General features: G+C 37.1%; 12 protein-coding genes. 7 read left to right on the top strand and 5 right to left on the bottom strand.

The features are described from left to right. Nucleotides 1-2 precede the first annotated feature (2 nt). Both ACFQZS_RS08515 and ACFQZS_RS08510 read right to left on the bottom strand, forming a co-directional pair. The gene (locus ACFQZS_RS08515) at nt 3-1,031 is read right to left on the bottom strand and encodes an aldo/keto reductase (RefSeq protein WP_377099208.1); all 1,029 of its coding nucleotides are present in this window, start codon (nt 1,029-1,031) and stop codon (nt 3-5) included. A 263-nt stretch (nt 1,032-1,294) separates the two neighbouring features. Continuing rightward, a complete protein-coding gene (locus tag ACFQZS_RS08510; protein ID WP_377099206.1) occupies nt 1,295-2,185 on the bottom strand; it encodes an AraC family transcriptional regulator in 891 nt (296 codons plus the stop codon). 286 nt (nt 2,186-2,471) lie between these two features. Between ACFQZS_RS08510 and ACFQZS_RS08505 the strand changes: the two genes are divergently transcribed. Together ACFQZS_RS08505 and ACFQZS_RS08500 are read left to right on the top strand one after the other, a co-directional pair. Next, nucleotides 2,472-5,618: a SusC/RagA family TonB-linked outer membrane protein gene (locus ACFQZS_RS08505; protein WP_377099204.1), complete on the top strand. Its 3,147-nt coding sequence runs from the start codon at nt 2,472-2,474 to the stop codon at nt 5,616-5,618. 10 nt (nt 5,619-5,628) lie between these two features. Beyond that, nucleotides 5,629-7,335, top strand: a complete 1,707-nt coding sequence (locus ACFQZS_RS08500) for a RagB/SusD family nutrient uptake outer membrane protein (RefSeq protein WP_377099202.1) — start codon at nt 5,629-5,631, stop codon at nt 7,333-7,335. 772 nt (nt 7,336-8,107) lie between these two features. On the opposite strand, the gene ACFQZS_RS08495 is transcribed toward ACFQZS_RS08500, so the two are convergent. From ACFQZS_RS08495 to ACFQZS_RS08485, 3 genes are read right to left on the bottom strand one after another with little or no spacing between them, the layout of a single operon-like run. Then, entirely contained in the window at nt 8,108-8,656 is a 549-nt protein-coding gene (locus ACFQZS_RS08495; RefSeq protein WP_377099200.1) for a hypothetical protein, read from the bottom strand. Nucleotides 8,657-8,672: 16 nt separating this feature from the next. Continuing rightward, a complete protein-coding gene (locus ACFQZS_RS08490; RefSeq protein ID WP_377099198.1) occupies nt 8,673-9,491 on the bottom strand; it encodes an esterase/lipase family protein in 819 nt (272 codons plus the stop codon). A gap of 9 nt (nt 9,492-9,500) precedes the next feature. Next, complete coding sequence (locus tag ACFQZS_RS08485) at nt 9,501-10,769, bottom strand: hypothetical protein (RefSeq protein WP_377099197.1); 1,269 nt, start codon at nt 10,767-10,769, stop codon at nt 9,501-9,503. Between the two features lie 190 nt (nt 10,770-10,959). On the opposite strand from ACFQZS_RS08485, the gene ACFQZS_RS08480 reads away from it, so the two are divergent. From ACFQZS_RS08480 to ACFQZS_RS08460, 5 genes are read left to right on the top strand one after another with little or no spacing between them, the layout of a single operon-like run. Further along, nucleotides 10,960-11,406, top strand: coding sequence for a very short patch repair endonuclease (locus ACFQZS_RS08480; protein ID WP_377099195.1), 447 nt, complete (start codon nt 10,960-10,962; stop codon nt 11,404-11,406). A gap of 27 nt (nt 11,407-11,433) precedes the next feature. Continuing rightward, nucleotides 11,434-13,149, top strand: a complete 1,716-nt coding sequence (locus tag ACFQZS_RS08475) for a DNA cytosine methyltransferase (RefSeq protein WP_377099193.1) — start codon at nt 11,434-11,436, stop codon at nt 13,147-13,149. 3 nt (nt 13,150-13,152) lie between these two features. Continuing rightward, nucleotides 13,153-14,586 carry a hypothetical protein gene (locus ACFQZS_RS08470; protein ID WP_377099191.1) on the top strand — a complete coding sequence of 478 codons (1,434 nt, stop codon included), beginning with the start codon at nt 13,153-13,155 and terminating at the stop codon, nt 14,584-14,586. Next, nucleotides 14,586-16,574 carry a DEAD/DEAH box helicase gene (locus tag ACFQZS_RS08465; RefSeq protein WP_377099189.1) on the top strand — a complete coding sequence of 663 codons (1,989 nt, stop codon included), beginning with the start codon at nt 14,586-14,588 and terminating at the stop codon, nt 16,572-16,574. The genes ACFQZS_RS08470 and ACFQZS_RS08465 overlap by 1 nt, the downstream gene beginning before the upstream one ends. Beyond that, entirely contained in the window at nt 16,558-17,535 is a 978-nt protein-coding gene (locus tag ACFQZS_RS08460) for a DUF3883 domain-containing protein (RefSeq protein WP_377099187.1), read from the top strand. The genes ACFQZS_RS08465 and ACFQZS_RS08460 overlap by 17 nt, the downstream gene beginning before the upstream one ends. Nucleotides 17,536-17,595: the final 60 nt, after the last annotated feature.

The raw sequence follows: 17,595 nt of genomic DNA, 5'->3' as shown, positions 1-17,595 counted from the left end.
TTTCAGTTAAAAGGGCTATCTAACAACCCTCTTTCAACCATTTTAGCCCAAAAATCTTTTGGAATGACTGTATGGGCCATATTAATATTATCCTTAACCCGCAAAGGGTTGGTAGTACTTAAAGCAACGCTTTTTACACCCGGTATATTTAACGCATAAGCAACACAGGCCTGGGCGGGAGTTACTTCAAACTCTTTACACGTAGCAAAAAAATCTTCCCGCCATTTTAAAAGATCACTGGACCCGGGAAAATTCTCGTCAACAAGTTTATAATCGTAATGATTACCGCCTATTAAAAAACCCGAATGAAATACCGCTGAATTGATAATTGGTACACCCTTCTTATCCATATCTGCTATAAATTCCAATAATTCGGCAGGATGACTTTTTATGGTCATACTGTTAGCTATCATTATCCAATCCAGCTTAACATCTTTGGCTATTCTTATAATTGTTCTCCAATCTTTCGCCCCTATTCCAACAGACTTAGCTTTACCACTGGCTTTTAAATCTGCCAGCGCTCTATAAGCTTCCAGTATATCATTATATCTCCTGGCCTCGTCCTCCGTCGAAACAGCCGCAGCAAGGTACTCATCGGGGTCGTGAACAGACACCATCTCAGACGCCCAGCCATTCAATAATTGATTACCCTGTTCAAAACACTTCATCATGCCGTCATAACTTATCATCTGCACAGCATCGTTTTTAAGGCCTATCCACACACCTTTTTCAAATGTTGGCTCCGGAGTTTTCAATTCAGTTCTGTACCAGCCTAATTTGTTATTGATCACTACCCTTTCCGGGTCTATATTTAATTCAGTTAAAGCTTTACCGATAGACTCAAGCGCCAAACCCGCGCCATATTTGCCGGCCGAGTCAAATACCACTTTACCGGTAGAACGATTAAAGCACTCAGAAATGATTTCGCGCTTCACACCATACTCAAGCTCAACAAATAAATTTCCAAGGCTGGCTGTACCAAAAATTATTCTTGGCAAATCTGAAATGGATTGGTTTAAGGTATTGGTCATAATATATTCAGAACTATTTGCAATTAAAATTTAAACTGCAAATAATCTTGTATTTAAATTTATAAGATATCAATTTATTAAAAACGCATTATTAAATCCATCCGGATTTAAGCTTAACAAGCCTTAACTTTAGGGGCATTATTTAATATTGGTAATGATTGATCGGGCTTCAAATTAAGCGCTTAAAATCTGTTAGCTATTATATAAAATTAACTTACTATTAAGGTATATTAACATTGCGGCTCGTGCTCCTATTTCTACATCTAACCTTCTAATATTGAACTCGGAATAATGTGCTGTTTGTAAGTAAGCGGTGTTTTCCCTGTTATTTGCTTAAAAACAGCGTGAAAAGAAGAGAAGTTATTAAAGCCGCTTTCATAACATATTTGCTTAATACTAACCTCGTCTTCAATAAGCAGTTTGCACGCGTGGCTTACCCTTATCTCATTAACAAATTGAAAATAAGTTTTCCGGGTCTTGGCTTTAAAATAACGACAAAACGAATTAGGCGCCAGATTAGCAACCTGAGCAATTTTCTCCAGCGAAATTTTGTCTTTAAAATGAGCGAAGGAGTATTCATAAATAAGGTTTATCCGGTATTTATCTGACTCTTCAAAATTATACTTAAAGCCAATTGACGATAATAATCTGCCGCTATTGCTTGATCCTATCAGCGCCAGGGTCTCCATCAACAAAACTATGCGCGAATGTCCCTCAGAAACCGATAACTGTTTTATCAGATTGGAGATGAGCGGCTCTTTTCTTGCTGAAATTAAAATACCTCTTTTGGCTTTTTCTAAAGCACGCTTTATGATGGCATTCTCGGGCAGTTCCAAAAAAGGTTTACCCCAAAAATCTTCGTAAAAATGAATTACAGTTGAGTATGGATTATCATTACTACTATTACCGGTTAAATGCTTTTCCTTATCAAACTTAAAATAATGCGGCAGATTTGATCCGATTAAAATGATGTCACCCTCGTGAAACCGTTTGATACTATCGCCTATAAACTGCATTCCGGAGCCACGATGAAGATAGATCAATTCTACCTCAGGGTGAAAATGCCATCTGCTATTTACATTTGGCACACGGTCTTGCCTTATACTAAACGAAAAGGCAGACTGGTTAGAAACTTTTAGTAGCTCGGCTTCCATAATTAACTGAGGTAAACATACCAATTTTTGGCACTATCTTTCTGGTTATGGTAATATTCCTTAATAATACGGTAATAATATGCAACGCTATCTGATTTTTTAAGGTTTAATTTGAATACCAAGTATAGAGCTGTTCAACTAAGTTTAACACAGCCATAACCAATTTTATTAATATTAAATATGCCTATGAGAAAATCAAAACTTAACTCCTTTGGCTTTTAGCCATTACTTTTATTAACCAACTACAAAACTAAAACTTAAAATTATGACATTAAAATCGAAGGTCATGCTTCGAGCATGGACGGTATTGTCCAAAAATTCGGTAATTGCTAAATCGATTGCGGCTATTGTTTTAGTCAATGTTACGACTAATTACGCCACCGCAGCCGGAGGAGCGCCAATCAATACCCCCGTATTGCTACAGCAACAAAATGTAACTATAACAGGTACAGTTACAGACGAAACCAACCAACCATTGCCGGGCGTTAGTGTAATGGTAAGAGGAACCAGTATCGGCGTGGTAACGGGCGGTAATGGTAAATATTCTTTATCAGTGCCAGGCAACGCCGCGATAACTTTCAGCGTATTAGGTTATCAAACGCAGGAAATTGCTGCAGGTAGCGGCGCTGTTATTAACGTAAAACTTATACCCGTGCAAACCCAACTTGATGAAGTAGTTGTTGTAGGTTATGGTGAGCAGAAAAAAGCCACATTAACTGGTTCTGTTTCGACAGTTAAGGGGGAAGAACTTACTAAAAACCCATCTCCCAACCTGGCAGCCAGCCTGCAAGGTAAACTTCCGGGTTTAACAGTAAGCCAACGTAGCGGTGAGCCTGGTAGAGATAACCCAGACATATTGATACGTGGCGGTGGAACTTTAGGTGGTAATAATAACAACTCACTTAACGGTCCTTTATATGTAATTGATGGTGTGCCTAGTAGCCAAAGCCGTCAAGACTATGTAGGCCGTATGAATCCGGAAGACATTGAAAGTATCTCAGTGTTGAAGGATGGTTCTGCAGCTATCTACGGTAACCGTGCTGCAAACGGTGTAATTTTGATCACTACCAAAAAAGGCACAAAAGGAAAAGCACAACTTAGCTACACCTACAACTATGCGTTTCAAAGCCCAACCAAGATACCTCAAATGCTTGATGCTGTTGAGTTTGCCAAGGTTTACAATGAAGGCGTAGCTTACCGTGGTGGTACTGCTCCATTTTACTCTGCTGATGTTATTCAGCAAATACAAACGCAGTCTAATCCTTATGTGTGGGGTAATACCAACTGGACTAAAGAGGTATTGAAATCATACGCTCCGGAGCAACGCCAGAATATACAGGTAACCGGTGGTTCAGATAACAGCCGTTATTTATTGTCATTCGGTACGCTTACGCAGGATAACCTTTTTAGGAACAATCCTACTAAAGTGCAACAGTATAACGTAAGAACCAATATAAGCGTTGACATAAGCAAATACCTTACCGTAGGTGCTAACATAAGCGGTATAATTCTTAACAGAACCTATTCTAACATAACTACAGGTACCAACTTTGTTAACATATTACAGGCCAACCCTACGCTGATAGCGCGTTATCCTAACGGATTATTAGGCGGTGGCAGGTTAGGTGAAAACCCTTTATTGCTTGACAGCCGCGGTAGTAATAAAGAACAAAACTACCCTATCACTTCAACCTTTACCGGTACGTTCAAAGTGCCATGGGTATCGGGCCTTAAATTTGATGTGAGTTTTAACTATGACTTGAATAATCGTTATACTAAAACCTTCTCATCCCCATATTTTTATTACGACTATAACGTAACAACGCAACAAAACTTTAAAGTTAACAGTACAAACCTTGCCGAGTTGACCGAAAGATATGATCAGGACAGAACCTTATTATATAACTATAGGGCAACTTATGATAAAAACTTTGGCCAACACCATATTAACGTGATGGTAGGCGGCGAGCAACAGCAGAACGACAATAACTGGTTTAATGCTTATCGTAAAAACTTCCTTTCTACTCAGTTCCCGCAATTAAGGTACGGAAGCAATGCAGCTGCTGATAAAAACAACGACGGTATTGCCGGCAGAAGCGCTTATAACAACTTCCTGGGTCGTGCTTCTTACGATTTTGCATCAAAGTATATCTTTGATTTCAATTTCCGTTATGATGGCTCGCAGATATTTAAAGCAGGTGATCGTTATGGTTTCTTCCCTTCGTTCCAGGGTGCATGGCGTATTTCTGAGGAAGATTTCTTTAAAGCAGCCTTCCCGTTTGTTGATCAGTTAAAAATACGTGCAACTTATGGTGAGCTTGGTAGTGACCGTACAGATGGAGGCGCTTATCAATACGCGCAATTCTATACTTTCGCCAACAACGTGGTATTTGGATCATCTGATGTAGGCGGTATTCAAACTGCTGTATTACCTAACCCAACATTTACCTGGGAAAGATCAAAGAAAACTGACTTTGGTATAGAGGGTTCTCTTTGGAAAGGGTTGTTTGGTTTTGACTTTACTTACTTTAAAGAAAGAAGGTCAAGTATCCTTACACAAAGAAACTTTTCTGCATCTAAAGTGTTAGGTTTTATTGGCTTACCTCCAGAAAATATTGGTATTGTTGATAATAATGGTTTTGAGTTGATATTGAGCCACAGAAATAAAATTGGCCAGTTGTTTTATAACCTTAGTTTTAACGCCGCTTACGCACGTAACACTGTTGTGTTTACAGACGAAGTGCCTAACACTTACGCTTATAGAAACGCTCAGGGGCATCCTTTTGGAGCACCATTACTTTACCAGGCCGATGGAATATTTAATACGCAGGCAGAGCTAGACAGCTACCCTCACCAGCCAAATCAAAAACTGGGCGATATTAAAGTTCTGGATTTAAACAATGATGGTAAAATTGACGGAAATGACCAGTTCAGGTTTGATTATAACAACGTACCTAAATATACTTTCGGTATGAACATTAACCTGCAATACAAACAGTTTGACATGAATATCGGACTTTACGGACAAACCAAGGCTTACAACTATGATGGTGCATTTGCCAACTTAGGTAACCAGGATTTTTCTAACGCGTCTGTATATCGTGCCGCTGACAGGTGGACCCCATCAAATCCTAATGGCACTATGCCACGTTCTGATGCTTATCAGCCTGGAAATACTACTTTCTTTAATAATAATGCAACCTTTATCAGACTTCGCTCAACCGAATTGGGTTATACCGTTCCAATTAGCGTATTGTCAAAATTAAAAATAAGCAGTGTGAGAGTTTTTGTAAGCGGATTCAACCTGTTAACCTGGTCGCCTAAAATAAAATGGTCTGATCCTGAGATCAGCGGCGCAGGTCTTAACAACGGTAGTTTTGTAAACTATCCGCCACAAAAAATTATCAACCTGGGCGCAAATGTTAGATTTTAAAAACAATAATATGAGAAAATTAATTATTCTTTTAGCAGTCCTGTCCTGCGTGTCTTGTAAAAAAGGCATCTTAGACATCACTCCGCTTGACAAGGTAAGCGAAGATGCTGTATGGTCAGATGAAAACCTGATAAGGGCTTATGAAGCTGAGCTTTACAACGCTATACCGCATGGTATGGGTGTACACGGTATGCTTTCAAAACATACTGACGAGGCCGTTAACACGGTACCCAACGGGCAACCGCCTTACGTTTTTGCCAGAGGTACACTTACGCCTGACAATGTTACAACTATAAACGGAGGTAACTGGGATAACCAAAGGTTATACTATTGGGATTACGGTTATCAATACATCCGTAAGATCAATGTGTTTTTTGAACAGTTAGGTACAACTAAAGTAGTGCTTGCAGACAAAGCCAGATTAATTGCTGAAGCAAAGTTTGTACGCGCTTACACTTACTTTCAATTATTAGAAAGATTTGGTGGCGTACCAATTGTTGAGCAAACTTATCAATTAGCTAATGGTGCAGCGGTAAAATTCAAAAGAGCAACAATAGATGAAACTGTTGCTTACATTGACAAAAACTTAACCGAAGCATTGCCTGATCTGCCGCAAAAATACGCAGCACAGGATGCTAATTTCGGCCGCGCTACTAAAGATGCTTGTTTGGCATTACGCTCACGTGTGTACCTTTATGCAGCGTCTCCGCTTTATAGCCCAACAAAAGACAATGCTAAATGGCAAAAGGCTGCTGATGCCGCAGCTGCCTTGCTTACCAGTGGATATAGTTTATATCCAGACTACAAAGCAGCATTTAACAGATCAAGCGGCTCAACCAACGATGAGTTGATCTTTGCTAAAAACTTTACTACCGCTAACGGGCACCAAGCTCCTATGAACAACCTTGGTCGTAGATATCAGGCTTACGGAGGTTGGTGGGCAAGTAACGGTCCATCACAAAACCTTGTTGATGATTATGACATGACCAACGGCTTGCAGCCATTCACGGTAACCGGTACAGGTACAGCTGTAGCTAAAACTGTTAACGCGCTTTCTGGCTACAATGCTCAAAAGCCATATCTTAACAGAGATCCAAGGTTTGATGCAACTGTTATACATGACGAGACCACTTTCCATGGTGATTTCTACGAAATGTGGGTATCATCAGACAATAAAACATGGGGTTTTGACTCATACAAACAAAGTAGTGATAACCCACGTTGCAACTACATTTTGAAAAAGTTTATGCCTGAGGATCAGCCATTAAACTGGCAAACTACTTACACTCAACCTTGGCCTATATTCCGTTTAGCTGAAATTTACCTGAACTATGCGGAAGCTAAGTTTGAGTTAGGTGATGAAGCTACTGCCCGCGAATATGTAAACAAGGTAAGAGCAAGGCCAAGTGTTAACCTGCCGCCTATACCGGCAACTGTTACCGGCGAGGCGCTTAGAAAACGCATCTACAACGAAAGAAGAATAGAGTTAGCGTTTGAGTCGCACAGATTTTTTGATATCAGAAGATGGAAAATTGCCATTGATATTGAAAACAGACCTGTCTATGGTATGGACATTATAAAAGATGTAACTACCGGTGTTAAAACTTATACCCCGATTAAACAAATAGAACACGTTTATGAGGACAAAATGAACTGGTTACCGATTGAGGCGAATGAAATACGCCGTAACCCGGACATAGCTCAAATTGGTTGGTAGTAAACCATTGGGTTAATTAAAAAGAGGCTGTCTCAAATAATGAGACAGCCTCTTTTTTTATATAGCTGGCTATAGCGTTGCGTAATTTTTAATTTGTTAGAAAAAGATACATTACAAAAAAAGCCCCGACTATTGTCAGGGCTTAAATTTCCGGTGTCGGGATGGCAGGATGGATCCGCAACGCTCTAAACTATTGATTATCAAATGCTTTAATTACACCAAATAGACGAGGGTGTGAATTAGGGCATTTTCTGAAACTTCTAAGGAACTATTTCGCCCTTCATGGCTTTTAATTTGCTGTCAATGCTTATCAAAAGTAAGGATAAAAAAGATTTTTGAAGAATTCATTTTCAAATGTTGTTCTTGAAAATCCATCAATATAATGTTGTTTGATTGTCTTAGTAGATTACCTGTAAGGTAAATATGTTTTATAAATTTTGATTACTAAGTAGGTAAAGCTAAAATAAAATTCCACTTACAAGTAGTGTTCTGCAAATGGTGGTAAAAAGTTGCTTGTTGATTTATTTGACGTTATTTATTTTGCCCTAATAACTGAAAAATTAATCTGAACTAACTATTATAGAGCACTTTGGAAAAACACAAATAAAGGAATTAATAAATTTCTAAAACCAAAACCAACACAAGGCGAAGCATCAAGTTTGAATGATTTCAAACTAATTAGCCTCGGTTTATTACACGTCTGAAATAATCGATTTATTATAGAAAGGAATCAATGACACCCTAAGTTACAGAGATTCATAGATTCGTTACGCTATTGTAATCGGTTAAATAATTCGCTGTTAATTATTTGAAGTATCTTAAATAATGGTTCGACTAAAATTCTTTGGTATTCTTCAAAGTTTTTATTCCCGTGAAATATATTGCATCTAACATGGTAAAGAACCTGTAAAATTGCTACAGCTTTTTTGTTATGGTTTGTAGAATTAAGATCTGAAAGTAATTTTAAATCTTCATTTCTTTGCCTTTGGCCGTATTTGATTTTTATGTAAAACATTTGTTGATCAATCAAATTAATGATACCCTGAATGTCATTACCACATCCATTATTATATAACAGATCGAGCAAATTAGTGGCACCTACGAATTGAACTACTATTTCTGTGGCAAGTTTGTTATCAAAAATCTTTGAAGCCACTGGAATGCCATTTTCTATTAAGGCCTCAGGTACTTGATTATATAAACTATTATAAATAACAAATGAAGTAATATAACGGTCATAAACACTGGCTAAATCATCGCCAATAATACCCAGTAATTTATTGCTCCAATTATGGTAAAAATCAAAAAAATAAGGACTCATAGGACGTCAATAATTATCAAAATTTGTCTAGATTTTCCTCTCTTTCTTCATCATCATAATCTAAAATTTCATCTTCTACTGAATAAGCCTCATCATTTTCTTGGAGAGATGTATTGAAAACGTTCAAGATCTGATTCACCAGTGCTAGAAGTGAAATATCATTCTTAGGTAAAGGATGAATAATGTTCTTATGGTTTTTAGGAAGGTCTGTGTCGATAGAGGGATTTCCCCAATAATTTACGGCACTATCTCTAGCAACTATCTCATCCCGTCCAGCAATGATGTATTTAACATCAGTTAATTTATTAACACCAAAGATGTTCCAGTCGCCATTTAAATCGGAAATGAAACCAGCGTTCCTACTTAGTTCCTTAATTTGTGAATGCCAGGGATTAAGAATATTCACCTTTGCTAAATCTGACCCGTTGTTAGGTACAGCGTAAAGCAGTAATGATCGGATCTTAAACTCTTCATGATTGAACTGTTTGACATGGTCTATTAAATATCTTCGACAGATGAGTCCACCCATGCTGTGACTGACAAGTATGATGTTTTTGTAAGGCTTACACGCTAGATTTACATAGCTGCGCAAACCATTGGCAATGGCAGGTATGGTCGGTAAAGGATTGGAGAACCGTTCAAAGAAAGAGGTTGGATACTCAAAACGATCCACGTCGTACATCCCTTTGATCTCTTCAATGTCTTCTAAAGCAGTTACGAATTTATTCCAGGTCTTTTTCCCGCCATTTAATCCATGAACGAACAATACCAAAACCTTTTCTTCGGTAGGCAACACGTAAGCGACCTTGCTTAAGGGTATTACTTGCTCGATCATATTAACGAACTAAGCCTTTAAGGTAGTTATATGTGATTCGATCAAAGCAAGTTGTTGTTTGATCTCAATGACCATTTCCGTCACTTCTTGCTGATTGTTCAGACCGATGTTTCTATTTTCGATAAGTGACAAAGTGCCTTTGGCCCGTTTTAAAAGCTCACCGGGGGAGTCCGCGTTCTTTTTGTCCTCAAGTATCCGATTATAATAATTCAAATTATTTAGAATGGCATGACCAACCTTTTCACCCCATAGCGTGTCTCTTTCATCAGAGGCTTTGTCTTTATCTGAACCTTTATTTATTTGGATGTATTCCTCTAGTGTTGCTTCCGGATATTGCGCGATGGAAGCTTTGTGCTTTGCTTTAAATCTCGACCAGAGCTCTTCATGACAAAAAAAGCTGTTCATCTTGTTAGGCCTGCCAATGATGCGTGTGTTAGAAACAGGTAACCCAAGTCTTATGTAATCGAAATAGACCTTTTTTAGATCATCGATGTCAGCTTCGGAATAGGGCCAGTTGACAAGCTGATATTTTGTAGCGCTCTTAGAATAACTATTCAAATAGTTATTAAGATCGACAAAGTGACCTTCTTTTTTATACAGTTTCGTAAACACCTCCGGATATCCAATGTAGATCAGGTAGTCTTTCATAAGGGCGAGGATACTTAAATAGGATTTGATCTTACCGTCGGTTTCCGACATGAGTGATGCGACCTCTTCTATCGATTTGAATTGGGTTAGTTCAGCACACTTAAGATATTTCTCAATAGGATTGTAATCAACCTTGTCATCCACACCTATTTGATAGATCGTTTCAAGGGTACTAATCTCTTCGCTGTTTTGATCAAGTTCGTCAGGTAGGATAATAGCAAGGAACGTTCTTTTCTCTCCATCCTCTTTATTTAGTGCACCTAAGAGATAAGCCCTTCGATTTCCATCAATGATAACACCATCCTTTGTGACAATGCCTATTTCATTTTGCCCATATTTTCTTAGACTCTTTAATGTGTTCTGATTATAATCCGGAGCAGAATCCCAAAGGAACTTTTCTATCAATCCCCGATGCTTCTCATCCGTGAGGTCAATCTCGCCTTGTTGTTTTTCAAACGATTTGGTCATGCTCATAATTCTTCCATTATATGGATTATAGCTTAGTAATTGCAAAGGGATTTCGTGTACGCCGAATTCGCTCCTACGCCCCTTATACCATATGAATTTGTTCATTAGTGGTTCACTCGCTTCGATCTCAACTAGCTTAGCAACTCTTTCTTCTTTTGTCATGGCCTATAACGTATTGGTTTCGCAGTAGGATATTGATCAGGTCCCCACAAAATATTTTAGGTGACCGGTCGTTATACCGTATGTATTATTTTACCTAAACTAAAACAAATCGATCGCATTTTTTTAATTTGTTTAAGAATTCCATTATTTCAATATATTATTTATTTGAGTTCGGTTCAGAAAATCATAAATGTCAAAAGAAGCTCGAAATTATTTGCGCGATGGTAGAGCTCCGGTCCCGCTCAAAGGATCCACGTCTCGGGTGATGAGTGCTAACAAAGCAAAGGATACGAATCCAGAACTTATTTTTAGGAAAGCTTTGCTTAGCGCGGGAATTAAAGGCTATCGTTTAAATTGGAAAAAGGCCCCCGGTCGGCCCGATATCGCGTTTCCTGGTAGAAAATTGGCAATTTTCATAAATGGCTGCTTTTGGCATCGCTGCGAGAAGTGCCATCCGAATCTGCCTAAATCCAATGTTGATTTTTGGACCCAAAAGTTTATCAAGAATAAAGAGCGCGATGAACGCAAAAACCAAGAGCTTAGATTATTAGGTTGGACAGTTATAACTATTTGGGAATGTGATATTAAGAACAGCTTGTCAACAACTGTGGAAATGGTGAAAAATAAATTTTTGTAATATTAATTTCCTGCTTATATTCCGTGCATGACTAAATTAAGCCTTATTGACTTCTTTTGTGGTGCTGGTGGATTTTCTGAAGGATTCAGACAACAGGGGTTTGAAATAGTTAAAGGCTATGATCATTGGAAACCAGCAGTCGATACTTACAATCATAACTATGGAGAAGGTAAGGGTGTACTACAAGATATTTTAGATTTCCAAGATTCCATTGAACTGATAGAATCCCTGCCAAATACGGATATTATTTTAGGGAGCCCACCCTGCGTGAGTTTTTCAAGTTCAAATAACTCCGGCAAAGCTGATAAATCATTAGGGGTAAAACTTACTGAAACATTCCTGAAGATCGTTGCAGTAAAGAAATTTCAGCCAAATTCAAAACTGAAAGCGTGGTTCATGGAAAACGTGACAAATTCCACCACGTATCTAGCGAGAGAATATAATTTTAATGATCTTGGATTGCATGAATGGGCTAAAAAACATCGATTAAGCCCTGCAAAAATCGCCATAAGGATCGAGGGTAATAGTGTCGTTATCAATTCTGCTGAATATGGTTCAGCTCAAATCAGAAAACGCGTCGTTACTGGCGAGATCATCTCTAAAGGTTCATTAGTTGTACCACAAAAGACACATGGAGAAATAAAAGAGATATTCGATAACGATCTACAGCCTTTTAAGAAATTAGGTTTTATCAAGGCCATACTTCCTAAGCCCAATAGTAAAAGGTCAGATGAGCTTGTTTCAGATCCGATATACCCCAGTCTACAAATAAAACAGTCCGAACTTACCGATCATTTTTATGATACAGGTTTATATTCAAGTGAATGGAAAAATTCTAAATTTTTAAAGGTCAATCATCCTTATATGGGAACGATGTCTTTTCCAGAAAATGAGGATAGGCCAAGCAGAACTATAACAGCAACAAAAATAGGAACATCGAGGGAGGCCTTAATATATCGATCAGAATATAATAGGACTGGCGATGGTGAATATAGAACGCCAACAGTTCGTGAAGCCAGTTGTATAATGGGCTTCCCAATAACTTATCAATTTATAGGTACTGAAGGCACTAAATGGCGCTTGGTCGGTAATGCAGTGTGTCCATCGGTTAGTCGGGCTTTTGCATCTATAGTAAGGAGGGAGTTAAAATGGGGAGATGTAATTGTCCCATGTGTGCAAAAAGTGCTCGATCTTGAAAATGTTCCAGACCTAAATTCTTATGAAGAAAAGGCTTTCGACGCCCCGCGCAAGAGAAAAAGCGGCTCAAGATTCAGACGGCATCCTTTCAAGGAAGGAAATATAACCGTAACCTTATCTAACTATGATATCTTAAGTAACGAAAAGGAAGCCAGTAAATGGCTGACATCAATCCAGTATGGCAACGGGGAAGGTTTCCCCTCGTTCAACTATCACGAGGGTTATTATAAAGATATAGAACCGATCATCGAAAACTTAGAAAACGGGAAAGAGTTCATTCAGATGATTAATAATGGATTTTCAGAAAAGATTGCTACAAAAGAGCATTTACAGAGAATGTATGAAGAGCAACATAGTATAGGGAATTACTTAGAGCCTACCGTATTAGTCGAATTTGTTGGCGAATTAATTAATAAATTAGAATTTAAGGAACCGGTGTTTATTCAGAAAGATATAAAGATATTCAATAAGGATGCCGTTCCCAAAAAACAACTTTTCGCACTTTATGCACTGAATAAGGTAGTTACTATCGCTAATCACAATTAGGCTATGAATAAGGAAACCCGAATACAGAAAATCCAAGAAATTATTGTCAGGGATGAAAAAAATCCATTTGGGAAGATGGAGATTCCCTGGAATGATACACTAGTATCTAAGAATGTTTATCAGATCCCTTTAGAATATCTTGTTTACAATAAATATAATGGTAGAATCTTAAGTCGTACCCAATCACTTGAAAGACAAAGCTATGTAATTGATGTTGAGAGTGAAGAAGGAAAAAAAAAGATAGAGGAACTACTTTTTGACTCTAACGAGTCTCGAAATAAAACCACCCAAACAAGTCTGAACGATTACGGTCAGCAAAAGGTCGGTATTATAACTAAAGATGGAATCATCATTGACGGCAATAGAAGAGCTATGCTTCTTAACCGCGGGAAAAAATACGAATATTTCAAAGCGGTTGTTCTTGACGTAACTTTAGATGAAAACCCATTAGAAATTGAAAAGTTGGAAACAACTTACCAAATGGGTGAAGACGAAAAAGTCGGGTATAATGCAACCGAAAAATATATAAAGTCTAAGCTATTATACAAAAAGTTAACTCAACAAAATTATTCATCGAACATAGAGAAACACGAGCCAAGCAAGTCAGCAATTGCGAAAATAGCTAAATGGATGGGAGAAGATCCTTCTGAGATCGTCAAGTATCTTAATACAATGGAGGTGATGGATGAGTACTTGGAATTTTTGGAATATGACGGCTTTTATACTCAACTGGACAAAAGAGAGGATCAATTTTTAAATTTAACGAAATGGCTCAATACGTATTACGGAGAAGCGAGTAAAAAGGGATTTGACGGATATGGTGATGATGATGTCGATGAATTAAAAGCTATCGCGTTCGATTATATAAGGGCAAAATATGAAGGTAAGGAGTTTAGAATATTAGCAGAAGGTCAAAGACCTAATCATTTTTTTGGCGATAAAGAGATATGGACAAGCTTTGCAAAATACCATAACGATAGGCTAAAAAACATCGAGGAGGTCGAAATTGATTATGCTTCACAGAATCTTAATAAGCACCTTGACGCACGTGACAGTTCATTTCTTGAAAGCACTAAACTTGATGGCAAAATCAGCTTTTTAGAGGAGAATATTAGAATACATGAAGAAAAACTTGGTTACAATCGTGCTTCTGATGAGCCTCAAAAATTAGTATCAAAAGCGTTAGACGCTTTAAATGCTATAAAGACCGGGCATAAATCTTTTGCCAATAAAGATGTTCAAAAACAAGTAGAGGCTTTAGGTAATAAGGTTTTTGGCATGTTGTTACAAAAATCAACGACGCGGACATTATCGCATATCATTTCGTTATTGGAATCTTTGGATCTGAAAAATGTTCCTGAAGCTGAGCAGGAAGAAATTCATGATAAAGCTAAAAAGATACAGCAGTTAGGATATCAAATCACAAAACGTTTTTAATGGAAAACGTAGAGATAGATGTAAGTACCGATGAAGTAAATCCCGGCTTTATTATTAGAGGCGGTTACGAAAATATCATTTCTAACAAACGCCTAATACTTACTTTAAAACGCTTAAATTATTCAACTAAAGACAATACGATCTTCATTCCTTTTCGTGAGGAAACTCAAGTAAAGATTCTTCAAGAGATACAAAGTTTGTTTACTAAATATGAACTTACCAGTTCACTTTCACGAGGGGTAATTAATGACGTTCAGGGCTTTGATAGAGAAAATCGCTTATTTGAGGAATTTGAATTAAAAGCCAGGTCTATTCGTAATGACGAGTTTCAGATATATCCCGAACTGATCGAAAATTATCGATCTTTCAAAAACGTTCTAAATGAAACATTAGCCGAAAATCTATATCCACTACAGGAGCTATCTTCCTTCCATATGGCATTTGCACAAAACGCCTGTAATTTTGCTGTTCCGGGGGCTGGAAAAACAAGGATCGTTTATGGGGCATATTCCTATTTGAAATCTCTGCCTGCAGATGACGCTAAACACGTTGATAAATTAATGGTGATAGGCCCATTGTCGTCGTTTGCTCCCTGGGAAAATGAATATGTAGCTTGTTTCGGTCGTAATACAACTTTCCAAAGATTATCGGGTGATAGTTCTATTTCTAAAGATAAGAAACTGGAGCACTTATATTCGGGTTCCCCTGCTGAGGTGACATTGATATTTCATGGTGGTGTCGATAATCTTCAACGTGATATTATTGCGTTCCTAAAGAAGAATAAAACAATGGTCGTGGTCGATGAGGCACATAGGATAAAAAATCCAGAAGGTGTCTGGGGCAAAAGTGTCGTGGAAATCTCTAAAGAAGCGACATCAAGAATAATACTTACCGGGACACCAGTGCCTAATGGGTATCAAGACATATACAATCTATACAGGTTTATCTATCCATTCAAGTATAAGGAAATTCTTAAAGTACACTATCAAAATTTGGAAGACATGACCTATAATAATCTTCCTGACAGTGATCGTGTTCAGAATCTAAAAGAAAATATATCTCCTTTTTTTATACGCATTAAAAAAGCTGATTTGAAGTTGCCGCCGATAAATGAGCAGACTATCTTAATCGATATGGAGCCATACCAGCGCGAGATATATGATTTTATTGAAACTACATATATTAATTCATTTAGTCAAAACCCATCGGCAACCGTTAAGGATATTTTGAATAAAGCAAAATTAATAAGGTTACGGCAAGCTTCGACAAATCCTGCATTACTTGCTAAAACATTAAGGGATTCCTTGGCAAATAATGAGTTTACAGGGGAATACGATCCTAACTCAAGATTTACAACCTACAATGATGAATTTATTAACGACTCAGAGTTCTTTAACAAAATATGTAATTATGCTCAATTTGAAACGCCGCAAAAATTCATTGAGATAAAAAAAATAATTGATGATGAAATATTAGAAAATAATGGAAAGGTTATAATATGGACCATATTTATACAAAACGCAAAAGAGCTTCAAGATTATTTATACAAACATAATATTTCATCGAAGCTGCTAATTGGAGAGATCGAGCAAATCGAAAGAGAAACGACCATTAGAAAATTCAACGACCCTAATAATTTAGATTTTCAGGTAATTATAGCAAATCCTTTTTCGGTAGCGGAATCAATATCTCTTCATAAAGGATGCCATAATGCCATATATCTTGAACGTGATTATAATTGCTCGAACTTTCTCCAGTCTAAAGATCGTATCCATCGCGTAGGTTTGGCAGAAGGGCAATTAACAAATTACTATTATATTATCTCAAGAAATTCGATAGATGAGATTATCAATGACAGATTGAGAGTCAAGATCGAACGAATGGAAATGATTATCAATGATGATATTCCTCTTTTCAATAGAATAAACGATAGCGACGAAACCGATATTATTAAAGATCTTATTGCAAATTATGCTAAAAGATCTTAGAACATATGATAATTTAGGATCACCTCAATACTTCTTTGAATTATTCAAATCATTGAATAACAACAACGCAACTATTTATTCAAAAAGGGACTTAGAGCAATTATTCTATAATCGAAATATCAATGGCAGATCGGTCTTTGATGGATGTCTTGATTTGGCATTTAATATCGGGGTCTTACTAATAGATGATACAAATACCGTCTCATTAAATAAAACATTTCAAGATTTCCTATTAAGTGAAAAGCAAATGTGTGATAAGTTCGTTGAATATTTGTTTTTGAGCCTAAAAGACGATAATGAATTTCAAAATATATTTTCATCAAAGAATATTTCATATGATGTTATTTACCATTCGGTACAAATAACTTACGGCGCTTTCGGTTTAAAGTATGCCAGTTTTAAGCAATTGTTGATAGATTTTGAAATTATTAAGATCCATCCTACCACAGAGATTAAAAAATTCATAATAAACTCCAGGTATAAAAAGCTTTTCGACAAAACCATCTTGCCCGAGATCAAAAGAAGAAAAATAGGAATTGAAGAATTTCAATTATCATTGGAACAGCAACAAATCTATGGGGAAGAAGCAGAAAAATTCGTCCTTAAATTTGAGCATGATCGTCTAAATGGGAATAAAACAATTGATTGGGTAGCTGAATATTCTGTAGCTGAGGGTTACGATATCGCGTCTTTTAATAATGAATTATCAATAGTCAATGATCGATTTATTGAAGTTAAATCTTTTAGTGGCCGGCCATATTTCTTTTGGTCACGAAATGAAATAGATATCGCGCGAATAAAAAAAGGTGAATATTACTTATATCTTGTAGATAGAGATAAAATGAATAACATTGATTATACGCCTTTGATTATTCAAAATCCTTACGTCGAAATTTACAATAATGAAGCGAATTGGGATCAAAGGATAGAAAAAATCAGATTTGCTATAAAAGGAGGTTAAATGGAATTGTCATATAAAAAATTGAAATTCCATATATCAAGCTTTGCTGATTACTTACAA

This window comes from Mucilaginibacter calamicampi (assembly GCF_042676765.1).
GTDB lineage: Bacteria > Bacteroidota > Bacteroidia > Sphingobacteriales > Sphingobacteriaceae > Mucilaginibacter > Mucilaginibacter calamicampi.
The sequence above is the reverse complement of the archived record's forward strand: the minus strand, read 5'-3'. Positions and strand labels throughout refer to the sequence as shown.